Origin of the sequence: Actinoallomurus sp. CA-142502 (genome assembly GCF_050936355.1) — a bacterium.
In the GTDB taxonomy this organism is placed as follows: Bacteria; Actinomycetota; Actinomycetes; order Streptosporangiales; family Streptosporangiaceae; genus Actinoallomurus; species Actinoallomurus iriomotensis.
Genome location: NZ_JBNJMY010000001.1, coordinates 8575934 through 8602238, shown reverse-complemented (window position 1 = coordinate 8602238; position 26305 = coordinate 8575934). Strand labels below are relative to the sequence as shown.

Sequence of the window (26305 nt, the reverse complement as noted above, 5' to 3'; positions counted from 1 at the left end):
ACGTCCCGGACGCCGCCCTCGGTCAGGAGTTGAGCTGTTCGAGGGTGCGGTCCCTGGTCTCCACGGCGAACAGCGCGGTCAGCGCCCCGGCGAGCGCGACGACGCCGAGTACGGTGAACACCGTGGCGATGCCCGCGCCCGAGCCGATGATCGTGCCCACCACGATCGGTCCGACGATGACGCCCAGGCGGTTGGACACGCCGCCGAGCGAGGCGCCGAGCGCCCGGCTCTGGGTCGGGTACAGCTCGGGTGTGTACAGGTAGAGGCTGACATTCGTCGCGTAGACGAACAGCGACGTGATCGACGCCCAGACGGCGACCTGTCCGCCCGAACCCGTACCGGAGACGGCGAGGGCCAGCAGCGCGACGGCGGCGCCGGCGAGTCCGACGACCAGGGCCGGCCGCCGGCCCACCCGGTCGATCACCAGGGCGACGACGAGGCAGCCGAGCAGACCGGCCAGATTGCTGACCACGTTGTAGTCGAGCGCCGTCTGCAGGTCGAGCTTGAACGTCTTGGTGTACAGCGTCGGCAGCCAGGCGGTGATGCCGTAGTTGACGAAGTAGCCGAAGAACCACAGGAAGGCGACCACGACGGTGCGTCGGAGGTACCGGCCGGCGAACAGGTCGCGCAGGCCGCCGCGCGCCGTCGGCTCGGCGGCGGCCGCGGGGCCCGGGTCGGGAAGGGGGCGGCCGGTGGCCCGCTCCACCTCCTCTTCGATCCGGGAGATGACCTGCTCGGCCTCGGAGAGGCGGCCGCGGGAGGCGAGCCAGCGGGGCGACTCGGGGACCCTGAGCTGGAGGAAGGCGAAGACGAGGGCGGGTGCGGCGCCGATGAGGAACATCGCCCGCCAGCCCCAGTGCGGCACCACCCAGGAGGCGACGAGGGTCGCGCTCGTCAGGCCGGCGGGGAAGATGAGTTCGTAGAGCAGCACGAACCGGCCCCGGTGACGGGACTTGGCGATCTCGCTGATGTACGTCGCCGCGACCGGGACGACTCCGCCGATGCCGATCCCCTGGACGAACCGGAGGCCCGCGAAGAACGCCAGGTCCGGTGAGAAGACGAGCGCCAGGCTGGCGAGCGCGGTCACGGCGACGCCGAGGGCGACCGTCCGTACCCGGCCGATCCGGTCGCCGAGCCAGCCGGCCGCGAACGCGCCGGCCAGCATGCCGACCGAGCCGCTGGTGACGGCGAACGTCGCCTGCCCGGAGGTGAGGTGCCACTGCTTCGTGAGGACGGGCAGGGCGGTGGAGACCAGCAACTGGTCGAACGCCTCGAAGAAGGTGACGACGCCGATGAGGCTTCGCACCCTGACGTGCCAGCGCGAGTTCGGCAGGCGTTCGAGCCGGTCGGCGATGGATCCGGCGGATGTTCCGGGGGTGACGGTCGTCATTCGGGGGTTCCTTCCGCGAAGGGTTGCGGAGACCCTATGGGGAGGTATCTTGGCGGTCAATAAGTGAGCACAAAGATTATTTCCGCAGAAAGCGGTGGATCCTGTGCCAGGCCTCGGCGGTGGCGACGGGATCGTGCCCCGGACGTCCGCTCCGGTAGAAGCCGTGGCCCGCGTCGGCCACCACCTCGACGGCGGCCGGCGGCCCCGGCGCCTGGGTCGCCATCGTCAGCAGGTCCGCGTCCACCGTGTGATCGGCCCCGCCGAGCACGCCCAGCCAGGGCGAACGCCGCTCGGCGACCAGGAGTTCGGCGGGCGGCACGCCGGGCCAGGGCGGTGCTCCGACGCCCGACGGGCTGACCGCGACCGCGGCCGCCACCTGATGGTGTGCCGCCGCCCAGGTGGCCAGGTAACCGCCCATGCTGAAGCCGACGACGAGGATCGGCCCCGGCGTACGGGCCCGGACGTACTCCAGCGCCGCGGCGACGTCGCAGGCCAGGTCGTCGGCGGTCAGCCCGTCCATGTGAGCGCGGGCCACGGCGAGCTCACCGGCGTCGAAGGCGGGACCGCCACGCTCGTAGTAGAGGTAGGGCGAGACCGCCAGCCGGCCGTCGCGGGCCAGCGCGCGGCAGACCTCCTCGGCGTACTCGGTCACCCCGAAGACGTCGTGCAGCACGACAGCGCCGCCCCGGGGCTCGCCGTCCGGCTCCCGTACGAAGAGCGGCGCGGCGGTCGCGAGCACCTTGCGCCCCCGGTTGGCGGGACCGTGCCCATGGCCCGAGTGCTCCTGGCTCACGGCACCTCCACCGGCGGGACGAACGGCACCGGCGTCGGCGTGACGGCGGTGACGTCGACCTCCACGAGGTAGGGCTCCTGCGTCTCGACCGCCTTGGCGAACACCTCGTCGAAGTCGTCCGCGTCGGTGACCAGGCTGTGCCGCAGCGCCAGTGAGGCCGCCAGCGCCCGGAAGTCGGGGGTGTACAGATCCACGCCGGAGCGGCGTCCGGAGCCCGCCTCCTGCATGTTGCGCAGCACGCCGTAGCCGCCGTCGTTGAACACCACGAGCACCAGCCACGGCGCCTCCTGGGCGAGGGTGGCGAGCTCACCGAGGTGGACGGCGAGTCCGCCGTCGCCGGCGATGACCAGGGTGGGGACGTCCGGACGGGCCAGCGCGGCCCCGATCCCCATTGCCAGTCCCTGTCCGATGCCCCCGCCGAGCGGGAAGACGTTGGTCGCCGGATCGTGGATCGGCAGGAGCCGGTTGCCCCACTGGCTCGACGGGATCGTGACGTCCCGCGCGATGGGCGAACGCGGATCGAGGTGCCGGCGCATGGCGTCGCAGATCCGGGCGTACTCGCCGATGTCGGCGCGCAGCCTCTCCCGCACCGCCGTACGGCCGGCGACCGCCCGCTCTCGCCAGCCGTCCGCCACCGCCGGGGAGCCGAGATCCGCCAGCAGCGCGGCCAGCGTGGGCGCGGCGTCACCGCACAGTCCCACGGTGACCGGATGGACGCGCCCGATCGCCGCCGGGTCGATGTCGATCTGGAGGTGCCGCTCGGGCAGCGCGAGCTTGTAGTGCCGGGTCTCGTTGGACCGGAAGTGCGTGCCCACGCTGATCAGCAGGTCGGCGTCGGCCAGCAGCGGCGCCGCCATCGGGTTGACGGCGAAATTGCCGATGACCAGTTCGTGGTCCTCCCCGATGACCCCGCGGCCCGCGTTGGAGGTGAACACCGGCGCGCCGAGGAGCTCGGCCAGCGCGCGCAGCTCGGCCCGGGCCTCCCGGGCCCCGCCGCCGGCCCAGATGACGGGTCTGCGGGCGCTCGCCACGAGCCGTACGGCCTCGGCGACGTCGGGCACCGGCCGTTCCCGTGCCGGGGCGACTCCCGGCTCCGCGACCGGTTGCCCGGCGTACTGCAGATCGATCGGCCACTCCACGCTGACCGGTCCGTACGGTTTGGCCAGCGCCTCCCGCACCGCCTCGCGCAGGACCCGCGGCGCGGCCTCGGCCGACGGCACGCCGACCGCGACCTTGGAGACCGCGGTCAGCATGCCGAGCTGATCCTTGGTCTCGTGGATGACGCCGCGGCCCTGGCCGAGGTACCGGCTGTCGATCTGGCCGGTGACGTGCAGCACCCGGCTGCCCGCGCTGAGGGCCTCGACCAACGACCCGGCGGCGTTGCCCGCACCGGTACCGGTGCTGGTCAGCGCGCAGCCGAGGCCGCCACTGACGCGAGCGTAGGCGTCGGCCGCGTTGACCGCCGCGGCCTCGTGCCGCACCGCCACGAACCGCAGTTCCCGGTCGACGGCCTCCACCAGGGGGAGGTTGTGCACGCTGACGATCCCGAAGACCGTGTCGACGCCGTGCTCACGGAGTATCTGGACCAGCAGGTCCCCACCGTTAGACATATCTGGAAACTCCTCCACCGACGTCGATGGTCGAGCCGGTGATGTAGGACGCGCGCGGGGACAGCAGCGCGACGATGGGATAGGCGACCTCGTCGGCCCGGCCCAGCCGGCCGAGCGCGATGCCCCGATCGGCGGCGATCCCCGCCGACCACTCCTCATAGCTCTGCCCGGTCGCCGCGGTGTCGTAGCGGCGCCGCCACTGGCCGGTGTCGACCAGGCCGAGGCAGACCGAGTTGACCCGGATGGGGACGAGATCGCCGGACAGGGTCCTGGTCAGGTTGAGCAGCGCGGCCCGGGCCGCCGAGGTCGCCCCCAGCCGTGGCTCGGGCTGACGGGCGAGGATCGCGTTGACGTTGACGACGGCGGGGGCGTCGGAGGCACGCAGGTACGGCTCGGCCGCGCGGATCGTGTTGAGCACGCTGAAGATCTTGAGATCGAACTCCTCGCGCCACTGTGTCTCGGAGGTCTCCGCCACCGAGGCCATCAGCGAGCGCCCGGCGTTGTTGACCACGCCGTCGATCCGGCCGAACCGCCGGGCCGCCTCCACGGTGAACGCCTCGACCGCCGAGCCGTCCACCACGTCGCACGCGGCGGCGAAAACCCGGGCGCCCGCCGCGCGGGGCAGCGGGTCGAGCGCCCGCCTCAGCCGCTCCTCGTCGCGGGCGCAGGCCGCCACGTGGGCGCCCTCCCGCAGCAGTGCGGCGGCGGTCGCCAGGCCGACACCGGAACTGGCGCCGGTGACGACGTAGGCGCGGCCGTCCAAGCCGAGATCCATACGAGCAAGCCCCTCTAGTTGAAGACGAACCCGCCGTCGACCACGAGCGTCTGCCCGGTGATGTACGAGGCGGCGTCGGACAGCAGGAAGACGACGGCGCCGGTGAGGTCGCCGGGCTGCTGCGGACGGGTGAGCGCCCGGTTGATCCGGTACAGCTCGTGCCGCTCGGCCGGGATCATGTCGGCGGCCTCGCCCTCGGTCAGGCCGGGCGCGACCGCGTTCACCGTGATGTCGTAGGGACCCGCGTCGCGTGCGAGCGCGCGGGTCATGGCCATCACCGCGCCCTTGGAGGTGACGTAGTGCGCCAGCCGCGGCGAGCCGTAGATGGCGGCGTCGGAGGCCAGGTTGACGATCCGGCCGGGCCGCGACAGGTGCGGGAACAGCTCGCGCGCCACCAGCCACGGACCGCGCACGTTCACCGTCATCAGCCGGTCCCATTCGGTGACGTCGATCTCGTGGAACGGCTTGCCGCCCACCCCGTCGGCGAGGGCTGCGTTGTTGACGAGCCCGTAGGCTCCGCCGAGGTCGCGGACGGCGGCGGCCAGGGCGGCGACCGAGGCGGGGTCGGCGACGTCGGTGTCCACCCGGTGGGTCTCGACGCCCGCGGAGGTGAGCTCCGCGTGGGCGGCGGCCGCCCGCCCGGCGTCCCGTTCGGCGATCACGACGCGAGCGCCGGCCTCGCCGACCGCCCGCGCGATCTCCAGGCCGAGCCCGCGACCCGCACCGGTCACCACGACCAGTCGGTCCTTCATGACAGGAACTCCAGAACCAGGCGGTTGAACTCTTCGGGGCACTCCACGTTGGACAGATGCCCGGCACCTTCGATCACTTCGAACCGGGCGCCGGGAACGGCCGCCGCGATGGCCTCGCTCTCCGTCACTCCCGTGACGACGTCCCGATCACCGGCGATCACCAGCGTCGGCACGGAGACGCGGCCGAGCACGTCGTCGTGGTCGGTCTCGGCCATCGAGGCGGCCGCGTAGGCGTATCCGGGCAGCCGGATCGACCGCGCCATCGCGGTCGCCACCCGTTCCGCCAGTTCCGGGGGTGCCTCGGCGGACAGCAGCCTGGGGGCGCGGGCCCGGGCGAAGGCGTCCGGGCCCACCTCGGCCAGTTCGTCCGCGCGCCGCCGCATCGCCGCCGCCTGCTCCGCCGTACGGCCCGAGCCGCGCGTGGAGTCCACCAGGACCAGCGAGCGGACCACCTCGGGATGCTCCAACGCGAGCCGGGTGGCGATGACGCCGCCCCAGGAGACGCCGACCACGTGCGCGGGTACGGCGTCGCGCTCGCGCAGCACCGCCGCCGCGGTCGCGGCGTAACCGGTCATGCGGGGCGCCTCCTGCGGGGCGGCGGACCGCGCGTAGCCCGGGGCGTCCCAGGCCAGCACCCGGTGGCGGGCCGACAGCGCGGCGAACTGGCCGGTGAAGGAGTCCGCGCTGCCGCCGATGCCGTGCAGCAGCAGAACCGGTTCTCCCGGCCCGTCGTACTCGTTCACATAAACGGTCATCGGACGATGTCCCGCAGCGTGGCCAGGACGGCGTGCGGCACGACCTGGCTGCTCGCCGGGTTCTGCTCGGACGGCCGGTTGCGGATCTCGAAGCGGTAGTCGCCCGCCGGCCCCGACGCCGTGATCACGTGCGAGGTCAGTGTGGCGGCCGGGTCGGCGACGACGACCGCCTCGACGACGTCGAACGACCCGGCCGCGAGCGCCACCGCCGCCGCCACGTTGGTGGACTTCGGGAAGGCCGCCGCGACCTCTCTGGCCGGGCCGCGCATCACCTCGACCGGCTCGGCGGCGTGGGGCACCCCCAGCGTGGCCGGTTTCTTGGTGGTGACGATCCGCACCTTCTCCAGCGGCGCCATCAGGGCGGCGGCCCGCAGGAGATCCAGGCCGCCGATCGCGCCGGAGGTGAGGAACAGCCGGCCGGGACCGCCGCGCAGCCGCTCGTGCAGCGCGTCGTCGGTCAGCGCGCCGATCGAGACGACGAGCAGATCCTTGCCGGCGGCCACGACGCGTGGGCCGAGCTCGGCCAGGGCCCGCTGGCCGGCGCACTCCACCACGAGGTCCGCCACGGCGAGGGCGTCGTCCAGGGAGTCGCCGAGGTCGACGACGGCGGTCAGCCGTGCGCCGGGCACCTCCCCGGACTCCAGGGCCCGGATCACGACGCCGCCGATGGAGCCGCGCCCCACCACGGCGACGCGGGTCACTTCTCCCACCACCTTCCGGTGTCGGGGACTCCCGCCATGTGCGAGCGGACGTCCGCCGAGGGCGGCCCGGCCGTACCCCACAGATCGGAGAGTTCGGGCACACGCCGCCAGACCCGGCACAGCCAGGCGTCCTCCTCGACCTGCTCGACCTCCGAGGTGTACTCGCAGACCAGCCCGGCCGGGTCGGTGAAGTAGGAGAAGGTGTTGTTGCCCGGCCCGTGCCGGCCCGGACCCCACTTCGGCGTGATGCCGTGGTGGCGCAGGCGGCCGATGCCGCGCATGAAGTGGTCGACCGACGGCATCTCGTAGGCCACATGGTTGAGCGAGGTCCATGAGGCCTGGTTGAACGCGATGACGTGATGGTCGCTGTTACAGCGCAGGAACACCATCTGGTGCTCCGACCAGTCCGACACCCGCATGCCCAGGACCGTGGTGTAGAACGCGCAGGCCGCGTCGATGTCGACGGTGTTGAGGACGACGTGGGCCAGCTTGCGCGGCACCGCCTCGATGCCGCTCGGGTCCCGCGGCGCGACGGCCTCGACCTGGGTGGACAGCTCGACCAGCCGCCCCTCCGGGTCGGCGAAGCGCAGGCCGTACCCGCCGCCGGCCTGGTCGAGCGGCCCGGGCTCGGCGACCAGGGCGATGTTCCGCGCGGCGAGCCGGGCGGCCGCCTCGTCGACCTCGCGCGGCGTGGCGACCGCGAACGCGATCTTGCCGAGGGCGTTCTGCTCGGCCTGGCGCACCTCCAGGATGTGGTGCTCCTGGCCGCTGCCGCGCAGCCAGGTGGTGCCGTCGTCGCCGTCGATCTGCGACAGTCCCCACACGTGCTGGTAGAACTCCGCGGTCTGCGACGCCTCCGGCGTGCGCAGGGCGACGCTGCGCAGGGTGCGCAGCCGTGCGATCGGTTCCCCGCTCATGTACGCACCTCCGCGGCGGTCCGCTCCTCGCGTGCCGCGAGCTGCCGCTGCGCCTCACCGCGGATGGCGCGGCGGAGCCGTACGAGAGCCAGGTCGTGCTGGTAGAGCGTCTCGCGCGACCAGGCGTCGAGCGGCATCGCCTCTTCCATGACGCGGTCCTGTTCCAGCACCGCCCAGTGCCGGGCCTCGAGCCGCGCCTTGTAGAGGAACCGCCAGGTGTCGCGCTGCCAGCCGGTCACCTGCCGGCAGCGCCAGAAGAACGCGGCGTGCTGGGTCTCGTTGATCGGCGTGGCGGTGCAGACGATGGTGAACGGGCCGCCCGGCCCGGCGGTGTCCGGGTACGGGATGGCGAGGCGCACCCAGGGGGTGCCGCCGGCGATCCACTCCGACCAGTCGAAGTTGACGCCGGCCTGGTCGGTCTTCTCGAACACGAAGCCGGTGTCGGTGTCGCGGATCTGGAACAGCGCCTCGCGCCGCCCGCTGCCCATCGTGTGGGACTTGCGGTGCAGGAACGTCCCGTGCATCGGGTCCATGAGGTTGTCGAGGGAGTAGATCCAGGGCGCGTCCCACTCGACGTAGGCCAGGAAGTGATCCCAGCCGTCGGAGGAGAGCTGCTCGGGCACCTCGAAGGGCAGCGGTTCGGCGTCATCGGGGTCGCCGAACCAGGCGAAGACCGCTCCGCCGTGCTCGCGCGCGGGGAACGTCCGCAGCGCACGCCTGCCCTCCAGCGCGCAGCCGGGGACTCCGGGGACCGACACGACCAGGCCCTCGCCGTCGACCTGCACCCCGTGGTAGTTGCAGGCCACCCGGTCGCCCATGTGCACGCCCTGGGTGAGCCGCGCGCCGCGGTGCGGGCAGCGGTCCTCCTGAACGTGCACGGTGCCGGCCGCGTCGCGCCAGAGCATCAGCTCCTCGCCCGCGCGGTCCAGCCGGATCAGGTCCCCGGCCGGAACCCGCTCGGACGGGCACAGGGCGTACCACTGGTTGCGGACGCCGAGCCGGATCAGGCCGTCGACGGTGTTCAGGGCGGCGTTGGCCGGATGTCCGGTCATTCTGGGTCTCCCAGTCGTGCCATCTCGGCGGTGAAGGATTCCTCGGTCCAGTCGGCGCCGCCGGCCGGGCGTACACCGGTCTCGTTGAGGGCGCTGACCAACCCGGGCAGGTCGTGCACGCCACGGCCGAAGATGGCCTCCAGCTCGTCGGCCAGCGCGTTCTCGTAGCTGGTGAGCTCGTGTCGGCGTGACTGGATCGGCTGCAGTCGCAGAGTCATGGGGCTTTCCCCTAAAGGTCAAGGACGAGTTCGGGGCTGCGGGAGCGGGAGACGCAGAGCATCATCGAGCCGCCCGCCGCCTTCTCCGCGTCGGTGAGCAGGAAGTCCCGGTGGTCGGGCTCGCCGGCGAGCACCCGCGTCTCGCACGTGCCGCAGATGCCCTCCTCACAGGAGGACGGCAGATCCATGCCGCCGGCGCGCAGCGTCTTGAGGATCGACACGCCCGGCTCCACCGTGAAGGTGCCGCCGGACCGTCCGCAGGTCACCGTGAAGGCCGTGTCGCCGCCGGCCTTCGGCGCCTCCGGCGCGCGGAAGCGCTCGACGCGCAGGCTCGACGAGTCGGGGAGCCCGGTCTCGACGGCCCGCAGCAGGGGTTCGGGCCCGCAGCAGTAGACCAGCGTGCCGGCGGGCAGGTCGCGGAGTACGCCGGCCAGGTCCGGAGGGCCGCCGGCCTCGTCGTCGGCGTGCAGGACGACGTCGCCGAGGCCGGCGAGCTCCTCGGTGAAGGCCATCCGGGCGCGCGTGGTGCCGCAGTAGAACAGGCGCCACGGCGCGCCGCGGGCCGCGAGCGACTCCGCCATCGCCTTGATCGGGGTGATCCCTATTCCGCCGGCGATGAGCAGATGAGCGGCCGCGTCTTCCAGCGCGAAGTTGTTCTTCGGCCCGTCGACCTCGATGAGGTCACCGACCCGCAGCCGCTCGTGCACGCACGCGCTGCCGCCACGGGAGTTCTTCTCCCGTTGCACGGCCACCGCGTAGCGGGTGCGGTCCGCGGGGTCCCCGCACAGGGAGTACTCCCGTGCCAGCCCGCCGGGCAGCCGCAGCGACAGGTGCGCACCCGGCTCCCAGGCGGGGAGCCCGGCCCCCCGCGGGTCGGTGAACTCCAACCGCACCACGCCCTCGGCGAGCCAGGTCAGCTGGTGAAGGCGGAGCGTGAGCATGTCAGTCCCGGGTGACGCCGTGCATCGCGGAGGTCGGCGGGTAGGTCGGGATCTGCGGCTTGGTCGTGCCGATGATCACGCAGAACAGCGCGTCGGTGTCACCGATGTTGCGAAGGCTGCGGGGGACTCCGGCGGGGACCCGGATCAGGTCGCGGTAGCCGAGCACGCGGCTCGCGGTCTTCGTGCCGTCCTCGACGTCGTGCACGGTCACCTCGAGGTTGCCCTCCAGAACGAAGAAGGCCTCCTCGGCGTCGTGGTGCGTGTGCTCGGGGCCCACCGCGCCGGCCGGCAGCCGCATGTTCGAGAAGGTGAAGCCGCCGGCGGGGATGATGCGGTTGTCGGTCTCGTGGTCGCCCGTGGCGCCGGAGCCGACGTAGCGGATCTGCGCGCGACGGAACTCGTCGCCGGCCTTGGCCTGGAAGCCGAGGGTGTCCCAGTCCTCGTACCGGCTGTCGCGGCTCGCGATGCACGAGTCGATGAGGGCGTCCAGGTCCACCGGCGCGGTGGTCGGGGTCTCGCTCATGGGTGTTGCCCTGCCTTCCAGGTTCGCGGGCTTATTAGCTTAGTGCCAAGATATTATCTGACAAGCTATCAACGAACAAGCTTCCTAGTGCTAAGTAATTTGGGTACGGTTCCGCGCGTGTCGTCGAGATCCGTTCAGTTCAGCGGCGGTGCAGGGCGTTGAACACGCGTTCCGGAGAGAGCGGCAGCGCGGTGACCCGCACACCCGTCGCGTCGTGCACGGCGTTGGCGATCGCGGCGGCCACGGGGACCATGGCGCCCTCGCCGGCGCCCTTGGCGCCGAACGGGCCCGGCCCGTGTCCCTGCTCCTGCGTGACGGAGACGAACCGCTCCGGCAGGTCCTCGGCCATCGGCACGCGGTAGTCCAGCGCCTCGCCGTTCAGCAGCGCGCTCCCGTCGTAACGCATCTCCTCGAACAGCGCCTGACCCAGCCCCATCACGGCCGCGCCCTCGTCCTGGCCCCGGCAGACCAGCGTGTTGATCGCCTTGCCGACGTCACCGCTGGCGACGAGCTGCAGCACGGTGACCTTGCCGGTGTCCGGGTCGACCTCCACCTCGGCGCCCGCCCAGCCGATCTCCCAGAACACACAGGGCGCGTCCAGCGGCGCCTCGGGGGAGTTGGGCGCCTTGAAGAACCCCTCGCCGGAGAACTCGTAACCGGTGCCGCCGAACACCTTCATGATCAAGCCCGGCAGCGGTGTGGGTGCCTCGTCGCCGCGCCGTACCGCCCAGTTCTCCAGCGTCAGGGCGGTCGCCTCGCAGCCGAGCTGCCGCGCGGCGAACTCCAGCACCTGGGCCCTGACGGCCTCCGCCGCGCGCAGCACGGCCCGTCCCATCACGGTCATGCCCGACGACGCGTTGGTTCCCTGGTCGAAGGGCGTGACGTCGGTGTTGATCGGGGCGTACGCCACCTGTTCGAGCGGGACGCCGAGCACCTCGGCGGCGACCTGGCACAGAGTGGTGGAGGCGCCCTGCCCGATCTCGACGGTGCCGGAGTTGACATAGACGGTGCCGTTGGCGGTGACCTTCACCCTCGCCTGCGCGGGCTTGTTCACGCCTCCGCCGTCCTTGAACCCGATGGCCAGGCCCAGGCCGCGATTCGGCATCCGCGCCCGCCGGTGGTAGCCCAGCTCGCCGGCGACCTTGTCCAGCCCCTCGGCCAGGTCGCTGTCGATGCCGCTCTCACCCGGCACGAACGGCTCGCCGAGCCGCTTGAGGTTCTTGATCCGCAGCTCGTACGGGTCCATGCCGAGCCGTCGCGCGATCATGTCCACCTGGCTCTCGCCGGCCCAGGTCGACTGGGTGGCGCCGAACCCCCGGAAGGGCCCGGCCGGCGTCGTCGTGGTCATCACGCACGCGCAGGAGGACTTGACGTGCGTCCAGCGGTACGGTCCGGGCATCCGGTAGGCGGCCTTCTCGGCGACCAGCGGGCTGCCGTCGGAGTAGGCCCCCGCGTCGAGCAGCACCTCGCTCTCCCGGGCGACGAACGTCCCGTCGGCCTTCACACCGGTCTTCACCTTCAGCACCGCCGCGTGCTGGCTGAGGGTGAGGAAGCCCTCTTCGGTGGTCAGGCAGTAGCGCACCGGCCGGCCGGCCATGCGCGACAGCAGGATGGCGATCGGCTCGGTCTTGCAGTTGTGCTTGGCGCCGAACCCGCCGCCCACGTACGGCACGTGGACCCGGATCCGGTTCTCGCCGACCCGCAGCACCCGGGCCAGCTCCTTGCGCAGCGGGAACGGGTTCTGGGTCGAGCTCCAGATCTCGATCTGCTCACCGCGCACGTCGGCGACGGTGACGAACGGCTCCAGGTGGAAGTGGTTCATGCGGGAGAACGCGAAGGTGTCCTCGAAGACGTGGTCGCACTCCTGCCACACGTCCGCGGGGCCGGTCGCGTAGCGGAACTCGTAGCAGACGTTCCGGCGCGGCCGCAGGTGCCCCGAGGCGCCCGTGCCGTACGGCGGGACGATCCCGGGCGGCGCCTCCTCGAACAGCTCCGGCGCGTCCTCGGCGAGCGCGGCGGTGACGTCCGGCACGTCGGGCAGCGGCTCGTAGACCACGTCGATGAGCTCCAGCGCCCGCAGCGCGACCGCCTCGTCCTCCGCCGCGACCGCCGCCACCACGTCGCCCACATAGCGCACCTTGTCCATCGCGACGACCGGCTGGTCCTTGATGAAGTATCCGTAGGTCGGGGAGAGACCGGCGAGCTCGTCGCGCGTGAGCACGGCGTGCACGCCCGCCAGCGCCCGCGCCCGGGTCGCGTCGACCGACCGCAGACGTGCGTGCGCGTGCGGGCTGCGCAGCACCTTGGCATGGAGCATCCCGGGCAGCCGGACGTCGGCGGTGTACAGCGCGCCGCCGGTCACCTTGGCGGCCGCGTCGTGCCGTCGCGCGCTGGTGCCGACCGCGGCGGGCTGGTTCGTCACGGCTGCTCCTCACGGCTGAGCTCGGCCGCGCGGCGCACCGAATCGACGATCATCTGGTAGCCGGTGCAGCGGCAGACGTTGGAGGAGATCCAGGAGCGGATCCGCTCGTCATCCGGCTCCGGGTGTGCCCGCAGCAGGGCGGTCGTCAGCATGACCATGCCCGGCGTGCAGTAGCCGCACTGGAAACCGCCGCACTCCGCGAACGCCCGCTGCACGGGGCCGAGCCCGCCCTCGCGTCCCTGGCCGTCGATCGTCTCCACGGCGGCGCCGTCCACGCTGAAGGCGAAGACGCCGCACGAGGCGGTCGGCGTCCCGTCGACCAGGATCGTGCAGGCGCCGCAGACACCGCGTTCGCAGGAGGCCTTCACCCCGGTCAGGGCGTGGCGATCGCGCAGCAGGTCGAGGAGCACCGTGTTCGGTGCGATCTCCTCGCTCCGCCGCACTCCGTCGACCTCGAAGTCGATCGAGACGCGCGAGCTCACCGCGGGTCCTCCTCTCCGGCCGTGAAACGGCCCAGCAGCCTGCCCAGCAGGACACCGGCCGCGTGCCGGCGATAGTCGGCGCTCCCGGCGGCGTCGCCGATCTCGTCCGGGAGCGCGGCGGCCAGCCGGGCGGGATCGATGCCCGGCTCGCCCTCGACGGTGAAGGGACGGGTGTACTCCGAACCCACGCTCAGCCGTACGGTCCCACCGCGGACGGCGGCGGCCACGGTCAGCAGCGGCCGCAGCGAGCGCTCGTAGCCGAACCACACGCCGGGCACGTCGGGGATCCGGATGGTGTGCAGCAGCGCCCCGTGCGGCTCCCGCCGTTGCCAGAGGTCCGCCGGGGACAGCACGACCGCGCCGTCCGGGGTGGCGAAGTCCAGGTTCGCGCCGAGCGCGTCGAGCATTATCGACATCTCATAGCGGGTGCGACGCGCCATGACGTTGCCGCCGATGGTGGCCCGCTGCCGGATCCTGTGGTTGGCGATCCGGGCCCAGGCCGCGGCGAACCCGGGCAGGGCCGCACGGACGGCGGCGTCGCCCGAGCCGGCGTGGTGGCCGACCGCCGCGCCGATCGCCAGGGTCGCGCCGTCCCGGTCGATCCGGCCGAGTTCGGGAATCCGGTCGAGTGAGACGAGGCGGGTGCAGTCGAGGCCCTCGCGGAACCGGGCGAACAGGTCGGTGCAGCCCTGCGCGTACACCGCGCCCCCGGTGGCCCCGGCGGCGACCGCCTCGGCGATCGTGCGCGGACGGTGCAGGTCGAAATCCGGGATGGTGCGCTGGGTGGGCGCGACCAGGCCGGCGGGGAGCAAGCGCATTCGTCCTTGCCTCCTGACTTTGCGTGAAAGCAGGACCGACATCGCGTCTGCCACGCGAAATAAACTTAGCTATAAGTAAGTTACCGGTGAGATTTCTAGCATCGGCCCGCGGTTCGCACAAGAGGCGGGCCCGCGCGGATGGAAGCGCTGTACCTTAGGTCTCAGACATCTTTCGACGGATCAGGGTGCCGGAAGGAGGAGGGCGAGTCGGCCGGGTGCCGTCTTCCCGACCAGCGATGACGCGCAGATCTTCTCCAGGTCGGCCCGACGCGGTGGACCTGATCCTGGAGCAGTGGGCACGGGAGCTGCCTGCCCTGGACGCCTCGCCGATGGAGGTCCTCGGCCGGCTGCACCGCAGCTTCCTTCGCTACCAGGGTCTGGTGGCCGAGCTCTTCGACCGCCACGGGCTCAACATGGCCGCCTTCGACGTGCTCGCCGCGCTGCGCCGCTCCGGCGCGCCGTACCGCAGGACGGCGGGTGAGCTCGCCCAGATCGCACTGGTCACGACGGGGGGCATCACGCTGCGCCTCGACCGGCTGGAGTCCGCGGGTCTGGTCACCCGGGAGCGCGACTCCGACGACCGGCGGGTCGTCTTCGCCCAGCTCACCGACAAGGGCCTCGACGTGGTCAACACCGTCGCCAAGGCGCACTTCGCCAATGAGGACCGCATGCTGGCGGGACTCAACGAGGCCGAGCGGCGTCAGCTCGGCCTGCTGCTCAGCAAGCTGGAGCGCTCGCTGGAGCACGCCGAGCAGCACCCGCCCGCCGCCGCGGCGGGCGAGGCCTGACCCGGTCCAGGTCTCAGACGCCCGCCCAGGGCAGGGGATCTTCGGTGAGCCCCCAGTAGAGGCTCTTCTGCCGGGTGTAGGAGCGGATGCCCTCGCGTCCCTTCTCCGTGCCGAGGCCGCTTCCCTTCAGGCCGCTGAACGGCGTGGAGATGCTGAACTGCTTGTAGGTGTTGATCCAGACCGTCCCCGCCTCGATCCGGCGGCCCACCCGCCACGCGGTCCGATAGTCCCCGGTCCAGATGCCGCAGGCCAGGCCGTACACGGTGTCGTTGGCCTGGGCGACGAGGTCCTCCTCGTCGGCGAACGGCAGGGCCACCAGCACCGGACCGAAGATCTCCTCCTGGCAGGTGGCCGAGTCGTTGGCCAGCCCGTCGAGGATGGTCGGCAGATAGTAGGCGCCGGCCGCGTACTCCGGTCCGTCCGGCACTCCGCCGCCGCAGAGCACCCGGGCGCCCTCCTCGCGGGCGCGGTCGACCATGGCGGCCACCTTGTCGCGATGGGCGTGCGTCACCATCGGGGCGACCTGCGTGGCCGGGTCGGTGCCCGGGCCGATCCGCAGCTTCTCGGTGTGCCGCACGAGCCGGTCGAGCACCTCGTCGTAGACGTCGGCGTGGATGAACACGCGCGATCCCGCGATGCAGCTCTGACCCGACGAGGAGAAGATCCCGAACAGCACCCCGGCGACCGTCTGGTCGAGGTCGGCGTCGGGGAAGACGATCGTCGGCGACTTGCCGCCGAGTTCGAGCGACACCGGCATGATCTTCTCGGCGGCCGCCGCGCCGATGGTCCGGCCCGTGGCCGTGCCGCCGGTGAACGTCACCTTCCCCACGCCGGGATGGCGCACGATGGCGTCGCCGATGGTCCGTCCGGGGCCGGGCAGCACCGACAGCAGCCCGGCGGGCAGTCCGGCGTCGGTGATCAGTCTGCCGAGGGCGAGGGAGACGAGCGGAGTCCACTCGGCCGGCTTGAGCACGACGGCGTTGCCGGCGGCCAGCGCGGGGGCGAGCTTCTGCGCGTCGCTGGCGATCGGCGAGTTCCACGGGGTGATGGCGCCGACGACGCCGATCGGTTCGTGCACGCTCATGGTGAGGTACGGCCCGCGGGGCGGGGTGAGCGCCTCCTCCGCGGTCTCCAGGGCGGCGGCGAAGTAGCGGAACGTGCCGGCCGCACTCGCCGCCAGCGCCCGTGTCTCATTGATCGACTTGCCGGTGTCCGCGGTCTGCAGCCGGGCCAGGTCCTCGGCCCGCTCGGTGATGAGGTCGGAGATCCTCGTCAGGAACCGGCTCCGCTCGTGCGGCAGCAGATCGCGCCAGGCCGGATCGGCGGCGGCCCGGCGGCCCGCCGCCACCGCCAGTTCCACGTCTTCGGCGTCCGCGCCGTGAACGGCGGCGATGAGCGCGCCGGTCGCGGGATCGCGGGTCTCGATGAGAGCGCCGGCGCCCCGGCGCCAGTCGCCGCCGACGAGGATCTCATCCCTGATCTGGTCCATGAAGTCCGCCTTCCACCGAATGACGTGGCGGATATACCTTAGCGCTAAGGTTTTAGGCGATGTGTGGGGCCGGTCGGTGGTCCTCCGGCGCCTCGCGGTCCGGGGTGGTTCACACGACGCGGCGCGCCGTGCGTGCCCTGCGGGGCCGGGGAGCCTGCGGACCGCCGGGAGTCCTTCTGGCCACCGCGGCCTGCAGGGCCTCCTCCAGTGTGGCGAGGGCCGCGGCGACGCGGTCGCGCTCCTCCTGGGACAGGTCGCCGAGCAGGGACTCCTCGTTGGCCAGGTGCAGGGCGAAGATCTCGTCGATGCGCTTCACGCCGTCCGGCGTCAGCTCGGCGTACATGACCCGACGATCGGTGGGGTGCGGGGTGCGCCGGATCCAGCCCTGCGCCTCCAGGCTGTCGAGGCGGCCGGTCATCGCTCCCGTGGACAGCAGTGAGGACTCCGCGAGCTCGGAGGGGGTCTTGCGGTACGGGTGCCCGCTGCGGCGAAGGTTGGCCAGCAGGTCGAAGGACTTGGGCGTCAGGCCGTGGGGCGCCAGGAACACCTCAAGCTCGTGGCGCGACAGCTGGTCCACCCGGCGTACGCGACCGAACACGCCGATCGGCGATGCGTCCAGGTCGGGTCGCTCACGTCGCCAGTCCTCGAGAACCCTCTCGACCGCTTCCATGACACCGTCCGTCCGGCTGGGGCGAAATCCGCCGGGGAAGACTATCGGAACCAAGATATCTTGACACAAGATATTTAGCTACAAGATACTCCGTGCCAAGCTAAATCCCCTCCGCCTCGGCGGATGCCCAGCTCGGACGGCGGCTCGGTCGTCTGCTCAGCCCTGTGAGGAACCGATGCACATCTCTTTCGCCGCACTCCGCGGCCGGCGCTGGACGCTGCCGGGCGCCGCCCTCGCGATCGCGGGCGCGTTGACGCTCTCGGCCTGTGGCGGATCCGGCGGGTCGAAGGACGCCTCGGGACTGACCAAGGTCAAGGTGCGGACCGACGTCTTCTACACGGGTGCCGTGCTGCCCCTGCTCGCAGGCATCGACAAGGGCATCTACAAGAAGCACGGCCTCGACGTCACCCTGAACCCGGGCAAGGGCTCGGCGACCACGCTCCAGACGGTGGCCAACGGCTCGGACGACCTCGGCTACGCCGACGGCGGCGCCCTGGTGCAGGCGGCGGGCAAGGGCATGCCGGTCGAGATGGTGGCGGGCATGGTGCAGCGCTCACCGCTCGCGATCTTCACCCGCACCGACTCCGGGATCCGCAGCGCGTCGGACCTGGCGGGCAAGACGGCCGGTTTCACGGCGGGGTCCGCCCCGGAGACGCTGTTTCCCGCCTTCGCCAAGGCCAGCGGGCTGAACCCGCAGTCGGTGCATCTCAACAAGGTCGACATCCCGACCCGGGACAGCCTCTTCGTGCAGGGCAAGACCCAGTTCAGCTTCGGCCTGCTGAACGTCAGCCGGGCGACCATCGAGGCGAAGTGTCACTGCACGCTCGCCGCGCTCAGCTACGCGGACGCCGGTCTGAACGTGCTCAGCTCCGGCATCGTCACCTCCAAGAGCTTCGCGGGCAAGCACCCGGACGCGGTGAAGAACTTCCTGGCCGCGACCGCCGAAGCCGTGGACTACACCGACAAGAACGTCGACGCGGCGGTGTCGTCCTTCTTCAACGTGGTCAAGACGAGCACGCTCTCCAAAGCCGTGGTCAAGCAGCAGTGGCTGGCCTCCGCCCAGCTGATGCACACGGACAAGACCAAGGACCAGGCATTCGGCTGCATGGCCGCGGCCGACTGGCAGAGCACCATCGCCCAGATGGAGCAGCACGGCGGCGTCGCCGCCGGCAAGGTCAAGCCGGCGGAGGTCGCCAGCAACGCCTATCTCGGCCAGTGCTCCGACCAGCTCGGGAAGCAGTAGCGATGGCGTCTTTCGTCGAGTTCGACCAGGTCACGAAGGCGTTCGACACCGGTGACGGTGTCATGACCGCCGTCGACGAGATGTCCTTCGACCTGGACCGCGGTGAGTTCCTCGCCATCGTCGGGCCCAGCGGGTGCGGGAAGAGCACGCTGCTGCTCGCCCTGGCCGGGCTGACCCAGCCGACCACCGGACAGGTCAGAGTCGCGGGCCGGCCGATCCTCGAGCCGTACACGGACCTGGGGATCGTCTTCCAGGGAGCCGAGCTGCTGCCCTGGCGAACCGCGCTGCAGAACGTCATGCTCCAGGCCGAGATCCGCCGTGGCTCCAAGCGGGAGTCGGAGGCGCGGGCGCGCGAACTGCTCGCCCAGGTCGGCCTCGGCGGGTTCGAGGACCGCTACCCGGACGAGCTGTCCGGCGGGATGCAGCAGCGCGTGTCGCTGTGCCGGGCGTTGCTGCACGATCCGGAGATCCTGGTCATGGACGAGCCGTTCGGCGCGCTCGACGCCCTGACCCGCGACCAGATCCAGATCGATCTGCAGCACCTGTGGATGGAGCGGCGCAAGACGGTCGTGTTCGTGACCCACAGCATCGACGAGGCGGTGTTCCTCGCCGACCGGGTGCTCGTGTTCTCGCCCCGTCCCGCCCGTATCGCGGCGGACTTCCGTGTGTCGCTTGACCGGCCGCGGCACCTGAGCGCGCGGGCCACGCCGGAGTTCGCCGGCCTCGTCGGGGAGATCCGCGAGGTCTTCGAGAACCTCGGAGTACTCACGGAGGAGCGGACGTGACCAGCACGGACCAGCGGAAGAAGCCGGCCACCGCCTCCACCGGAACGCGCGCCCGGAGACGCCGGCCGCTCCGGTCGCGGATCGCCGACGGGGTGCTGCCCCTCATCCTCGTCGTCGTCATCGTCGCGGTGTGGCAGGCGATGGTGTCGTTCGGCGGCGTCAAGGAGTACGTGCTGCCGGCTCCGGGCGCCGTCGTGAAGAAGATGTTCTCCGACTTCGGCACCTTCGCCGACCAGTCGGTGCCGACGATCATCGCGATCTTCGTCGGGTTCGCGCTCGCGATCGTCGTCGCCCTCCCGATCGCGGTGGCGATGGTCTACAGCAGCGTCGTGCGCCGGGCGGTCTACCCGCTGCTGATCGTCGCCCAGGTGGTGCCGAAGGTCGCGATCGCGCCGCTGTTCATCATCTGGTTCGGCTTCGGACAGCTGCCGAAGGTGCTGATGGTGGCGCTGATCTGCTTCTTCCCCGTCGTCATCGACTCCATGGTGGGCTTTCGCGCCGCTCGCCCGGAGAGCCTGATGCTCGTCCGGTCCATGGGCGCGAGCCGGTGGCAGGCGTTCTGGAAGGTCCGCTGGCCGTGGGCGGTGCCGAGCATCTTCGCCGGCGTGAAGGTCGGCATCACGCTCGCCGTCGTCGGCGCGGTGGTGGCGGAGTTCGTCGGCGCCGACACGGGGCTCGGCGTGCTGCTGATCACCGCGCGCGGTGACATGGACAGCCTCACGGTGTTCGCCTCGGTCGCCTGGCTGACGGTCATCGGGGCGGTGCTGTTCGGCGTCGTCGAACTCCTCGAGCGCGTCCTGGTGCCCCGGCGGGGCGGCCGGCGCAGCTTCGAGGCGTCGGGAAGCCTGTGAACGCGGCCGGCGCGGGGCCCCTCCCCGTCACGGGTGACGTGCAACGGGCCGTCGTCTATGCCGGGCCGGGCCGCGTGGAACTCCGCGAGGTGGCCCTGCCCGGGCTGGACGTACGGCCCGCCCCCGGCGTGCTGCCACGCCGCTGCGACCACGGCGTGATCCTGCGCACGCTCGCGACCTGCGTCTGCGGCTCGGACCAGCACACCCTGCACGGTCCGGGATCCGCTCCCGGCATGGTCCTCGGCCACGAGCTCACCGGAGTCGTGATCGAGGTCGGCCGGGACGTCCAGCGCGTGCGGGTCGGCGACGTGTGCTCCGTGCCGTTCAACGTCGCCTGCGGGCGCTGCGCGAACTGCCGCGCCGGACTCACCGGTCACTGCCTCGGCGTCAACCCGCACCGGCCGGGCGCGACGTACGGGATGGGGGAGGGCTTCGGCGGATGGGCCGGCCTGCAGGCCGAGTACGCCCTGGTCCCGTACGCCGACTTCAACCTCTACGTCTTTCCCGACGCCGACCAGGCTCGGGAGCGGCTGCTGGACGTGGCCCTGCTGGGCGACATCCTGCCGACCGGTTACCACGCGGCGAAGGGTGCGGCCGTGGGTCCTGGCGCGAAGGTCTACATCGCCGGCGCGGGTCCGGTCGGACTCGCGTGCGCCGCGGCCTGCCGGCTGCTCGGCGCGGCCGTCGTCATCCTGGGGGACTTCAACGGCGAGCGCCTGGAGCACGCCCGGTCCGTCGGGTTCGAGGCGGTGGATCTGGCCCGTGGCGACCTGCCCGAGATGGTGGCGGACCTGACCGGCCGGCCGCTCGTCGACGCCGGGATCGACTGCGTCGGCGCGTCCGCTCCGGGACTGGACGGCGACGGCGTGCCGCTCGCCTCCGCGCTCAACGACGTCGTCTCGGTGGTCCGGCCGGGAGGCGCGATCGCCGTCCCCGGCGTCTATTCCGCGGCCGGCCGGCCCGCCCTTGGGGTGAACCTCGGCGGCATCTGGTCCAAGGCGCTCACCGTCGGCTCCGGGGCGACGCCGGCCCGCCGCTACCAGGACGAGCTGGCCGAAGCCCTCCTGGCGGGCGGGCTGGCGATCGGCGACGTCGTCGGGGCGACCCCGGTGCCGCTGGACGGCGCCGTGGAGGCGTACGCGAGGTTCGGCGCCGGGGCGGGGCGCAAGTTCGTGCTGATTCCGTAGCGGAGGCCGGCGACCTCCCGCCGGCCTCCCGTGGCGTAGTTGCACAATTCTCTGTGCACAGAATATTGTGCACTCATGCCCGAACCGCAGGAGATCAACGACCTCGAGGTGCTGAAGGCGCTCGCGCATCCGCGGCGGCAGAAGATGCTCGAGCACCTGGCCCTGCACGGCCCGGCCACGTCGGCGTCCCTGGCCCGCGCGCTGGACCTCAACACCGGGGCCACGAGCTACCACCTGCGCGAGCTGGCCAGGCACGGGTTCGTCGAGGAGCTCGCGGACAGGGCGCACGGGCGGGAGCGATGGTGGCGCGCCGTGCCCGGCGACCGCCGGTTCCCGCCGCCCAGCCGGCAGAGCCCGCAGGTGCGCGCCGCGCTCGACCAGCTGAACCGCATGGCGTTCGACGCCGACGTCGAGGCGTTCGGGCGCTTCCTCGGCCGGCGCGGGTCCCTCGGCGAGTGGGGAGACGCCGTGCCGTACTCCCGCTCGCTCCTGCACCTCACGCTCGACGAGGTCCGCGAGTTCTTCGAGGAGTACATCCGGCTCGTCAACCGCTTCAAGCGGGACCCCGGAGACGTACCCGAAGACGCCCGGCCCGTCTACGCCCGCTTCCTGGCGTTTCCCGCCACCGACTCGGACTCAGAGTGAGACGGCCGTCCGCGCCCCTCACCGAACCCACTCTTGAAAGGAAGGCGCCCATGCCGCGCCGAGACAGACCCGCGACGCCGCACGCCGACGCGGTCCGGATGACGTCGGTCCGCAAGGTGTACGGGAAGGGGGCCGGCGCCGTCACCGCACTCGACGACGTGACGATCACCATCCCCCGCGGCACCTTCACCGCGGTCATGGGGCCGTCGGGATCCGGCAAGTCGACCTTCCTGCACTGCGCCGCGGGCCTGGACACCCCCACCTCCGGCACCGTGCTGCTGGGCGGCACCGACCTGTCCGGCATGAACGAGGTGCGGCTCACCGAGCTGCGCCGCAGCCGCGTCGGCTTCGTCTTCCAGGCCTTCAACCTCGTTCCCTCGCTGGACGTCCTGCGGAACATCGAGCTGCCGCTGCGGCTCTCCGGCACGCGGACCGACCGGGCGTGGCTGGAGGAGATCATCGATCGCGTCGGCCTGACGGGCCGTACGAGCCATCGCCCCGCGCAGCTGTCCGGCGGGCAGCAACAGCGGGTCGCGCTCGCCCGCGCGCTCGTCACCCGGCCCGAGGTGATCTTCGGTGACGAGCCGACCGGCGCGCTGGACACCGTCACCGGACGCGACGTCCTCACGCTGCTGCGCGAGGCCGTCGACGCTCTCGGGCAGACCGTCGTGATCGTCACCCACGACCCGGTCGCCGCCGGGTACGCGGACCGCGTCCTGTTCCTGGCCGACGGCCGGATCGCCGGCACGCTGGACGCCCCGTCGGCCGACCTCGTCGCCGAGCGGATGGCCGGGCTGGGAGGGCGGGTCTGATGCTGTCCCTCGCCTTGCACACGCTGCGCAGCCGCAAGGGCGCCTTCGCCGGGGCGTTCGCCGCCCTGCTGTGCGCGGCCGCGCTCATCACCGCCTGCGGTGTGCTGCTGGAGACGGGCCTGCGCGGTCACGTCGCCCCCGAGCGCTACGCCGGCGCGCCGATCGTGGTCGGCGCCGACCAGCAGCTCCACTGGACCAAACACAAGAAGCACAAGGTCAAGACCAAGTCCAAGCCGCTCACCGAACGCGCGTGGCTGGCCGCGGACGTCGCGGACCGGATCGCGCACGTGCCCGGCGTGACGAAGATCGTCCCGGAGGTGACCTTCCCGGCGCAGACCGCGCACGGCATGGCCCAGGGGCACGCGTGGGCGTCCGCGGCGCTGACGCCGTTCACGCTCGCGACCGGCCGCGAGCCGCGCGCCGACGGCGAGGTCGTGGCCGACGCGCGCGCCGGCGCGCGGCCGGGGGACACGATCACCGTCCTGGCCACCGCGGCCCCGCGGACCTACCGCGTGGTCGGGATCACCGCCCAGGCGACGCCCCGGCAGGCGAACCTGTTCTTCACCGAGCAGGAGGCACGGAGGCTGGCCGGGCGGCCCGGCCAGGTCGCGGCGATCGGCGTGTTCCCCGCCTCCGCGGCGCCCGCCGTACGCGCGGCGCTGCGCGGCACCCCGGCCGAGGTCTACACCGGCCGGGACCGCGGTTCGCTGGAGTTCGCCGACGCGTCGAAGGCGCGCGTGACCCTGGTCAGCATGGGCGGCGCTCTCGGCGGCACGTCGCTGCTGGTGGCGATCCTCGTCGTGGTCGGCACGTTCACGCTGACGATCGAGCAGCGGCGGCGTGAGCTGGCGCTGCTGCGCGCCGTGGCCGCCACGCCCCGGCAGGTGCGGAAGATGATCGGCCGCGAGGCCCTGCTCGTCGGGTCCGGCGCGGGCCTCGTAGGCGCGGCCGGCGGCCTGTTCGTGGCCCGGTGGCTGCGGTCCCTGTTCGTCGGGCACGGCGTGATGCCGCCGAACCTCGGCTTGGTGCTCAGCCCGTTCCCGATGGCCGCCGGGCTGGCCGCGACCATGCTCGCGGCCTGGGCCGCCGCGCGGCTGTCCGCCCGGAGCACCGTACGGATCCGGCCCGCCGAGGCGCTCGCCGAGGCTTCGGTCGAACGCCGCCGGCCGCCGGTGGCGCGCACCCTCGCCGGCCTGGTCGTCCTGGCCGGGCACGTCACCCTGCTGGCCGTCCTGCGCGCCCTCGACGTCGAGGCGGCCGCGACCCCGGTGACCTTCCTCGCGGTCGTGCTCGGGGCCTTCGCGGTCGCGCTGCTCGGTCCGCTCCTCGCCCGCGCCGCGACGGCCGTGCTGGCCGTGCCGCTGCGGCTGTCGCGGGTCAGCGGTCACCTGGCCGCCGCCAACGGCCGGGCCGGCACGCGCCGGCTCGCCTCGATCATCACCCCGCTCACCCTCGCGGTCGGCATGACCTGCACGATCCTGTTCGCCCCCGCCACGGTCGCCGGCGCGGCCACGCGGCAGGCGCGCGAGGGGGTCCGGGCCGAGCACGTCCTGGCCGGCCGGGTCCCCGGCGCCGCGGAACTGGGCCGCCTGCCCGGTGTCCGCGCGGTCACCGCGATGGTGCCCACCTCGATCCGCGTCGGAGAGGGCAAGTACGCCGCGCAGGGCATCACGCCCGCCGGGCTGACCCGGACGATAGACCCCGGCGTGCGCGCCGGCTCGCTCGACCGGCTCGGCGCGGGCGACGTGGCGGTCAGCGCGACCGCGGCCGGGCACCTGCACGCCCGTCTCGGCACCGAGCTGAACGTCACGCTCGGCGACGGCACACCGCTGCGTGCGCGGGTCGCCGCGATCTACGGCCGTGGGCTGGGCTTCGGCGACGTGCTCCTCCCGTACGGCGTCGTCGCGGCGCACGTCGACGACCCGCTCCCACGGCAGGTGCTCGTCGCGGGCGGCTCGGCGGACGCGCTGCGGCGGGCGGTCGCCCGCTACCCGGGAGTGCGGATGTCACCGGCCGCCCAGGCGGCGGGCCGGCGGAACAGCACCGAGGTCAACCTGGTGATCATGGGCCTGATCATCGCCTTCACGGCGATCGCGGTCGTCAACACGCTGGCGATGGCGACCGCCGAACGGTCCCGGGAGTTCGCGCTGCTCCGCCTGGTCGGCACGACCAAGCGCCAGATCCGCCGCATGCTCCGCCTGGAGACCCTGAGCGTCACGCTCACCGGAGTCGTGCTGGGCACCGCCATCGCGGTGGGCACACTGTCGGCGTACGGCGCGGGGATGACCGGCTCGGCACGGCCGGCGTTCCCGCCGCTCGCCTACCTGGGAGTCGTCGTGGGCGTGGCGGTGCTGGCGCTGCTGGCCACGGCGGTTCCCGGCCGGCTGGCGCTGACCGTCCACCCTCCGGAGGCGCTGGGCGCGCGGGAGGACTGACCGCGCGCGGGGGAGGGCCGGTGGTGGTGCGGCGGGCCGTGGTGAGACGCTGGAACCGAACGCGGTCGATGCCGCTGTCGATGGAACACCGCTGTCGATGAACACCGTCGGCCCGTCCGGGCCGGCCCGAGTGACGAGGATGGTCGCGCGATGTCCGAGACCTGCGCGCATGTGGTCACCCTGCCCTCCGACGTGACCCCGTCCACCACGGCCGGCTGTGAGGACTGCCTGCGGATCGGATCCCGCTGGGTGCACCTGCGCGAATGTCTGAGCTGCGGGCACGTCGGCTGCTGCGACTCCTCGCCCAACCGGCACGCGCGGGCGCACGCCGGTACGGCCGACCACCCGGTCGTCCGCTCCTTCGAGCCGGGGGAGGACTGGCGCTGGTGCTTCGTGGACGAGACCTTCGTCTGACCGGCCTCGCCCGTCAAAACGTCACCGGCGCCGACGGAACGCGCGAAACCGGGGGCGGACGGGACGGATAGGGCGTCCTGGATTGGGGATTGCTAGGTCGTGTCCACGACGAAGCCATCCCCCGCGTCCCGTAAGCCCGCGTCCAAGACCGGCTCGTCCCCGCGAGCCCGGCGCCGGCCCCGTATCGAGAAGACGTCCATGCCGTCCACGAGCAAGCACAAAGATGGCTCCTCCACGAGCACGAACACCAAGAAGAAGACCCGGTCGTTCTCGTCGTACCTGGTGCGCGGCCTGTGGATCCTCGCGGGGCTCGCCGGCGTCGCCGCCTTCGCCTGGGTGATCAGCCGGCTGACGCTCCAGCCCGAGCCGGGCGCCGGTAAGTACGTGCACGACAACACCCATCCCGGGCAGACGCTGCGGCTCTACCTGGACCAGCCGAGCGTCAAGGCCGCGCTGCTGGAGATCGGCGGCAATATCGTGCTGCTCGCGCCGCTCGGCGTACTGCTGCCGGTGCTGTCCAACCGGTTCCGCGGCCCGCTGCGGATCCTGCTCACGGTCGGGTTCGTCTCGCTCTGCATCGAGTCCGTCCAGGGCACGATGATCGCCGGACGCGCGTTCGACGCCGACGATGTCATCCTCAACACTCTGGGCGCCGTCCTGGCCTACCTTCTGATCGGACGCCGCGTCGCGCGCTGGGCCCACCGCGCGACCTGACGCGCGTTTTAGGTGCCGATTCGATACGATTGTCGCTTGGCAAGCTTTTCTGTGATCCTGGACGCGGACACTGTTCCGGCCCCGGGCCAGGTGGAGGGATCCGCTCGGTCCGGGGCTGCCGAT

Annotated in this window: 27 protein-coding genes; 10 read left to right on the top strand and 17 right to left on the bottom strand. The window is 72.2% G+C overall.

Translation table 11 applies throughout. The features are described 5' to 3' along the window. Positions 1 to 22: 22 nt before the first annotated feature. From ACQEV1_RS40145 to ACQEV1_RS40075, 15 genes are all read right to left on the bottom strand, one after another. A complete protein-coding gene (locus ACQEV1_RS40145; RefSeq protein ID WP_433401699.1) occupies positions 23 to 1390 on the bottom strand; it encodes an MFS transporter in 1368 nt (455 codons plus the stop codon). Between the two features lie 76 nt (positions 1391 to 1466). Then, on the bottom strand, positions 1467 to 2183 hold the full coding sequence (locus tag ACQEV1_RS40140; protein ID WP_285627767.1) for a dienelactone hydrolase family protein: 717 nt from the start codon (positions 2181 to 2183) through the stop codon (positions 1467 to 1469). Then, positions 2180 to 3793, bottom strand: coding sequence for a thiamine pyrophosphate-binding protein (locus ACQEV1_RS40135; protein WP_433401697.1), 1614 nt, complete (start codon positions 3791 to 3793; stop codon positions 2180 to 2182). The genes ACQEV1_RS40140 and ACQEV1_RS40135 overlap by 4 nt, the downstream gene beginning before the upstream one ends. Further along, a complete protein-coding gene (locus ACQEV1_RS40130; protein ID WP_285627773.1) occupies positions 3786 to 4568 on the bottom strand; it encodes an SDR family oxidoreductase in 783 nt (260 codons plus the stop codon). The genes ACQEV1_RS40135 and ACQEV1_RS40130 overlap by 8 nt, the downstream gene beginning before the upstream one ends. 14 nt (positions 4569 to 4582) lie before the next feature. Continuing rightward, positions 4583 to 5320 (bottom strand): SDR family oxidoreductase, encoded by a 738-nt coding sequence (locus tag ACQEV1_RS40125; protein ID WP_285627776.1) that lies wholly within the window; start codon positions 5318 to 5320, stop codon positions 4583 to 4585. Further along, positions 5317 to 6075, bottom strand: coding sequence for an alpha/beta fold hydrolase (locus ACQEV1_RS40120; RefSeq protein ID WP_433401694.1), 759 nt, complete (start codon positions 6073 to 6075; stop codon positions 5317 to 5319). Before ACQEV1_RS40120 ends, ACQEV1_RS40125 begins: the two co-directional genes overlap by 4 nt. Continuing rightward, entirely contained in the window at positions 6072 to 6776 is a 705-nt protein-coding gene (locus ACQEV1_RS40115) for an aspartate dehydrogenase domain-containing protein (RefSeq protein ID WP_285627779.1), read from the bottom strand. The genes ACQEV1_RS40120 and ACQEV1_RS40115 overlap by 4 nt, the downstream gene beginning before the upstream one ends. Continuing rightward, positions 6773 to 7693: a VOC family protein gene (locus ACQEV1_RS40110; RefSeq protein WP_433401692.1), complete on the bottom strand. Its 921-nt coding sequence runs from the start codon at positions 7691 to 7693 to the stop codon at positions 6773 to 6775. The genes ACQEV1_RS40115 and ACQEV1_RS40110 overlap by 4 nt, the downstream gene beginning before the upstream one ends. Further along, the gene (locus tag ACQEV1_RS40105; protein ID WP_285627786.1) at positions 7690 to 8745 is read right to left on the bottom strand and encodes a Rieske 2Fe-2S domain-containing protein; all 1056 of its coding nucleotides are present in this window, start codon (positions 8743 to 8745) and stop codon (positions 7690 to 7692) included. The genes ACQEV1_RS40110 and ACQEV1_RS40105 overlap by 4 nt, the downstream gene beginning before the upstream one ends. Continuing rightward, complete coding sequence (locus ACQEV1_RS40100) at positions 8742 to 8963, bottom strand: recombinase-like helix-turn-helix domain-containing protein (RefSeq protein WP_285580440.1); 222 nt, start codon at positions 8961 to 8963, stop codon at positions 8742 to 8744. Before ACQEV1_RS40100 ends, ACQEV1_RS40105 begins: the two co-directional genes overlap by 4 nt. 11 nt (positions 8964 to 8974) lie before the next feature. Then, a complete protein-coding gene (locus ACQEV1_RS40095; RefSeq protein ID WP_285580437.1) occupies positions 8975 to 9904 on the bottom strand; it encodes a PDR/VanB family oxidoreductase in 930 nt (309 codons plus the stop codon). 1 nt (position 9905) lies between these two features. Further along, entirely contained in the window at positions 9906 to 10427 is a 522-nt protein-coding gene (locus ACQEV1_RS40090; RefSeq protein WP_285627791.1) for a cupin domain-containing protein, read from the bottom strand. Positions 10428 to 10566: 139 nt separating this feature from the next. Beyond that, on the bottom strand, positions 10567 to 12849 hold the full coding sequence (locus ACQEV1_RS40085) for a xanthine dehydrogenase family protein molybdopterin-binding subunit (protein ID WP_433401689.1): 2283 nt from the start codon (positions 12847 to 12849) through the stop codon (positions 10567 to 10569). Next, the gene (locus ACQEV1_RS40080) at positions 12846 to 13331 is read right to left on the bottom strand and encodes a (2Fe-2S)-binding protein (protein ID WP_433401687.1); all 486 of its coding nucleotides are present in this window, start codon (positions 13329 to 13331) and stop codon (positions 12846 to 12848) included. The genes ACQEV1_RS40085 and ACQEV1_RS40080 overlap by 4 nt, the downstream gene beginning before the upstream one ends. After that, entirely contained in the window at positions 13328 to 14149 is an 822-nt protein-coding gene (locus ACQEV1_RS40075; protein WP_285627799.1) for an FAD binding domain-containing protein, read from the bottom strand. Before ACQEV1_RS40075 ends, ACQEV1_RS40080 begins: the two co-directional genes overlap by 4 nt. A 236-nt stretch (positions 14150 to 14385) precedes the next feature. On the opposite strand from ACQEV1_RS40075, the gene ACQEV1_RS40070 reads away from it, so the two are divergent. Then, positions 14386 to 14937, top strand: coding sequence for a MarR family winged helix-turn-helix transcriptional regulator (locus ACQEV1_RS40070; RefSeq protein WP_285627805.1), 552 nt, complete (start codon positions 14386 to 14388; stop codon positions 14935 to 14937). 13 nt (positions 14938 to 14950) lie between these two features. Here ACQEV1_RS40070 and ACQEV1_RS40065 read toward each other — a convergent pair whose 3' ends face one another. Then, on the bottom strand, positions 14951 to 16426 hold the full coding sequence (locus ACQEV1_RS40065; protein WP_433401684.1) for an aldehyde dehydrogenase: 1476 nt from the start codon (positions 16424 to 16426) through the stop codon (positions 14951 to 14953). 109 nt (positions 16427 to 16535) lie between these two features. After that, positions 16536 to 17096: a MarR family winged helix-turn-helix transcriptional regulator gene (locus tag ACQEV1_RS40060; protein ID WP_285627811.1), complete on the bottom strand. Its 561-nt coding sequence runs from the start codon at positions 17094 to 17096 to the stop codon at positions 16536 to 16538. 175 nt (positions 17097 to 17271) lie between these two features. Between ACQEV1_RS40060 and ACQEV1_RS40055 the strand changes: the two genes are divergently transcribed. The 9 genes from ACQEV1_RS40055 to ACQEV1_RS40015 all read left to right on the top strand — a co-directional run bounded on the left by ACQEV1_RS40055 (position 17272) and on the right by ACQEV1_RS40015 (position 26182). Then, positions 17272 to 18339, top strand: a complete 1068-nt coding sequence (locus tag ACQEV1_RS40055; RefSeq protein ID WP_433401682.1) for an ABC transporter substrate-binding protein — start codon at positions 17272 to 17274, stop codon at positions 18337 to 18339. Between the two features lie 2 nt (positions 18340 to 18341). Further along, entirely contained in the window at positions 18342 to 19124 is a 783-nt protein-coding gene (locus ACQEV1_RS40050; RefSeq protein ID WP_285580421.1) for an ABC transporter ATP-binding protein, read from the top strand. Continuing rightward, entirely contained in the window at positions 19121 to 19975 is an 855-nt protein-coding gene (locus tag ACQEV1_RS40045; protein ID WP_285627818.1) for an ABC transporter permease, read from the top strand. The genes ACQEV1_RS40050 and ACQEV1_RS40045 overlap by 4 nt, the downstream gene beginning before the upstream one ends. A 38-nt stretch (positions 19976 to 20013) precedes the next feature. Next, positions 20014 to 21162 (top strand): alcohol dehydrogenase catalytic domain-containing protein, encoded by a 1149-nt coding sequence (locus tag ACQEV1_RS40040; protein ID WP_285627820.1) that lies wholly within the window; start codon positions 20014 to 20016, stop codon positions 21160 to 21162. 75 nt (positions 21163 to 21237) lie between these two features. Continuing rightward, positions 21238 to 21807, top strand: coding sequence for an ArsR/SmtB family transcription factor (locus ACQEV1_RS40035; RefSeq protein WP_285627822.1), 570 nt, complete (start codon positions 21238 to 21240; stop codon positions 21805 to 21807). Positions 21808 to 21857: 50 nt separating this feature from the next. Then, on the top strand, positions 21858 to 22619 hold the full coding sequence (locus ACQEV1_RS40030; RefSeq protein ID WP_285580413.1) for an ABC transporter ATP-binding protein: 762 nt from the start codon (positions 21858 to 21860) through the stop codon (positions 22617 to 22619). Beyond that, positions 22619 to 25054: an FtsX-like permease family protein gene (locus ACQEV1_RS40025; RefSeq protein ID WP_433401678.1), complete on the top strand. Its 2436-nt coding sequence runs from the start codon at positions 22619 to 22621 to the stop codon at positions 25052 to 25054. Before ACQEV1_RS40030 ends, ACQEV1_RS40025 begins: the two co-directional genes overlap by 1 nt. Before the next feature lie 150 nt (positions 25055 to 25204). After that, positions 25205 to 25468, top strand: a complete 264-nt coding sequence (locus ACQEV1_RS40020) for a UBP-type zinc finger domain-containing protein (RefSeq protein WP_433401676.1) — start codon at positions 25205 to 25207, stop codon at positions 25466 to 25468. A gap of 198 nt (positions 25469 to 25666) precedes the next feature. Beyond that, a complete protein-coding gene (locus ACQEV1_RS40015; protein ID WP_433401674.1) occupies positions 25667 to 26182 on the top strand; it encodes a VanZ family protein in 516 nt (171 codons plus the stop codon). The last annotated feature ends 123 nt before the right edge of the window (positions 26183 to 26305 follow it).

Coding starts and splice junctions, on each gene's coding strand:
- ACQEV1_RS40070 (WP_285627805.1), top strand. CDS start 14,386: ATGACGCGCAGATCTTCTCCAGGTCGGCCCGACGCGGTGGACCTGATC.
- ACQEV1_RS40035 (WP_285627822.1), top strand. CDS start 21,238: ATGCCCGAACCGCAGGAGATCAACGACCTCGAGGTGCTGAAGGCGCTC.
- ACQEV1_RS40065 (WP_433401684.1), bottom strand. CDS start 16,426: ATGGACCAGATCAGGGATGAGATCCTCGTCGGCGGCGACTGGCGCCGG.
- ACQEV1_RS40060 (WP_285627811.1), bottom strand. CDS start 17,096: ATGGAAGCGGTCGAGAGGGTTCTCGAGGACTGGCGACGTGAGCGACCC.
- ACQEV1_RS40055 (WP_433401682.1), top strand. CDS start 17,272: ATGCACATCTCTTTCGCCGCACTCCGCGGCCGGCGCTGGACGCTGCCG.
- ACQEV1_RS40120 (WP_433401694.1), bottom strand. CDS start 6,075: ATGACCGTTTATGTGAACGAGTACGACGGGCCGGGAGAACCGGTTCTG.
- ACQEV1_RS40135 (WP_433401697.1), bottom strand. CDS start 3,793: ATGTCTAACGGTGGGGACCTGCTGGTCCAGATACTCCGTGAGCACGGC.
- ACQEV1_RS40105 (WP_285627786.1), bottom strand. CDS start 8,745: ATGACCGGACATCCGGCCAACGCCGCCCTGAACACCGTCGACGGCCTG.
- ACQEV1_RS40145 (WP_433401699.1), bottom strand. CDS start 1,390: ATGACGACCGTCACCCCCGGAACATCCGCCGGATCCATCGCCGACCGG.
- ACQEV1_RS40130 (WP_285627773.1), bottom strand. CDS start 4,568: ATGGATCTCGGCTTGGACGGCCGCGCCTACGTCGTCACCGGCGCCAGT.
- ACQEV1_RS40090 (WP_285627791.1), bottom strand. CDS start 10,427: ATGAGCGAGACCCCGACCACCGCGCCGGTGGACCTGGACGCCCTCATC.
- ACQEV1_RS40110 (WP_433401692.1), bottom strand. CDS start 7,693: ATGAGCGGGGAACCGATCGCACGGCTGCGCACCCTGCGCAGCGTCGCC.
- ACQEV1_RS40025 (WP_433401678.1), top strand. CDS start 22,619: ATGCTGTCCCTCGCCTTGCACACGCTGCGCAGCCGCAAGGGCGCCTTC.
- ACQEV1_RS40050 (WP_285580421.1), top strand. CDS start 18,342: ATGGCGTCTTTCGTCGAGTTCGACCAGGTCACGAAGGCGTTCGACACC.
- ACQEV1_RS40030 (WP_285580413.1), top strand. CDS start 21,858: ATGCCGCGCCGAGACAGACCCGCGACGCCGCACGCCGACGCGGTCCGG.
- ACQEV1_RS40020 (WP_433401676.1), top strand. CDS start 25,205: ATGTCCGAGACCTGCGCGCATGTGGTCACCCTGCCCTCCGACGTGACC.
- ACQEV1_RS40075 (WP_285627799.1), bottom strand. CDS start 14,149: ATGCGCTTGCTCCCCGCCGGCCTGGTCGCGCCCACCCAGCGCACCATC.
- ACQEV1_RS40125 (WP_285627776.1), bottom strand. CDS start 5,320: ATGAAGGACCGACTGGTCGTGGTGACCGGTGCGGGTCGCGGGCTCGGC.
- ACQEV1_RS40095 (WP_285580437.1), bottom strand. CDS start 9,904: ATGCTCACGCTCCGCCTTCACCAGCTGACCTGGCTCGCCGAGGGCGTG.
- ACQEV1_RS40015 (WP_433401674.1), top strand. CDS start 25,667: ATGCCGTCCACGAGCAAGCACAAAGATGGCTCCTCCACGAGCACGAAC.
- ACQEV1_RS40100 (WP_285580440.1), bottom strand. CDS start 8,963: ATGACTCTGCGACTGCAGCCGATCCAGTCACGCCGACACGAGCTCACC.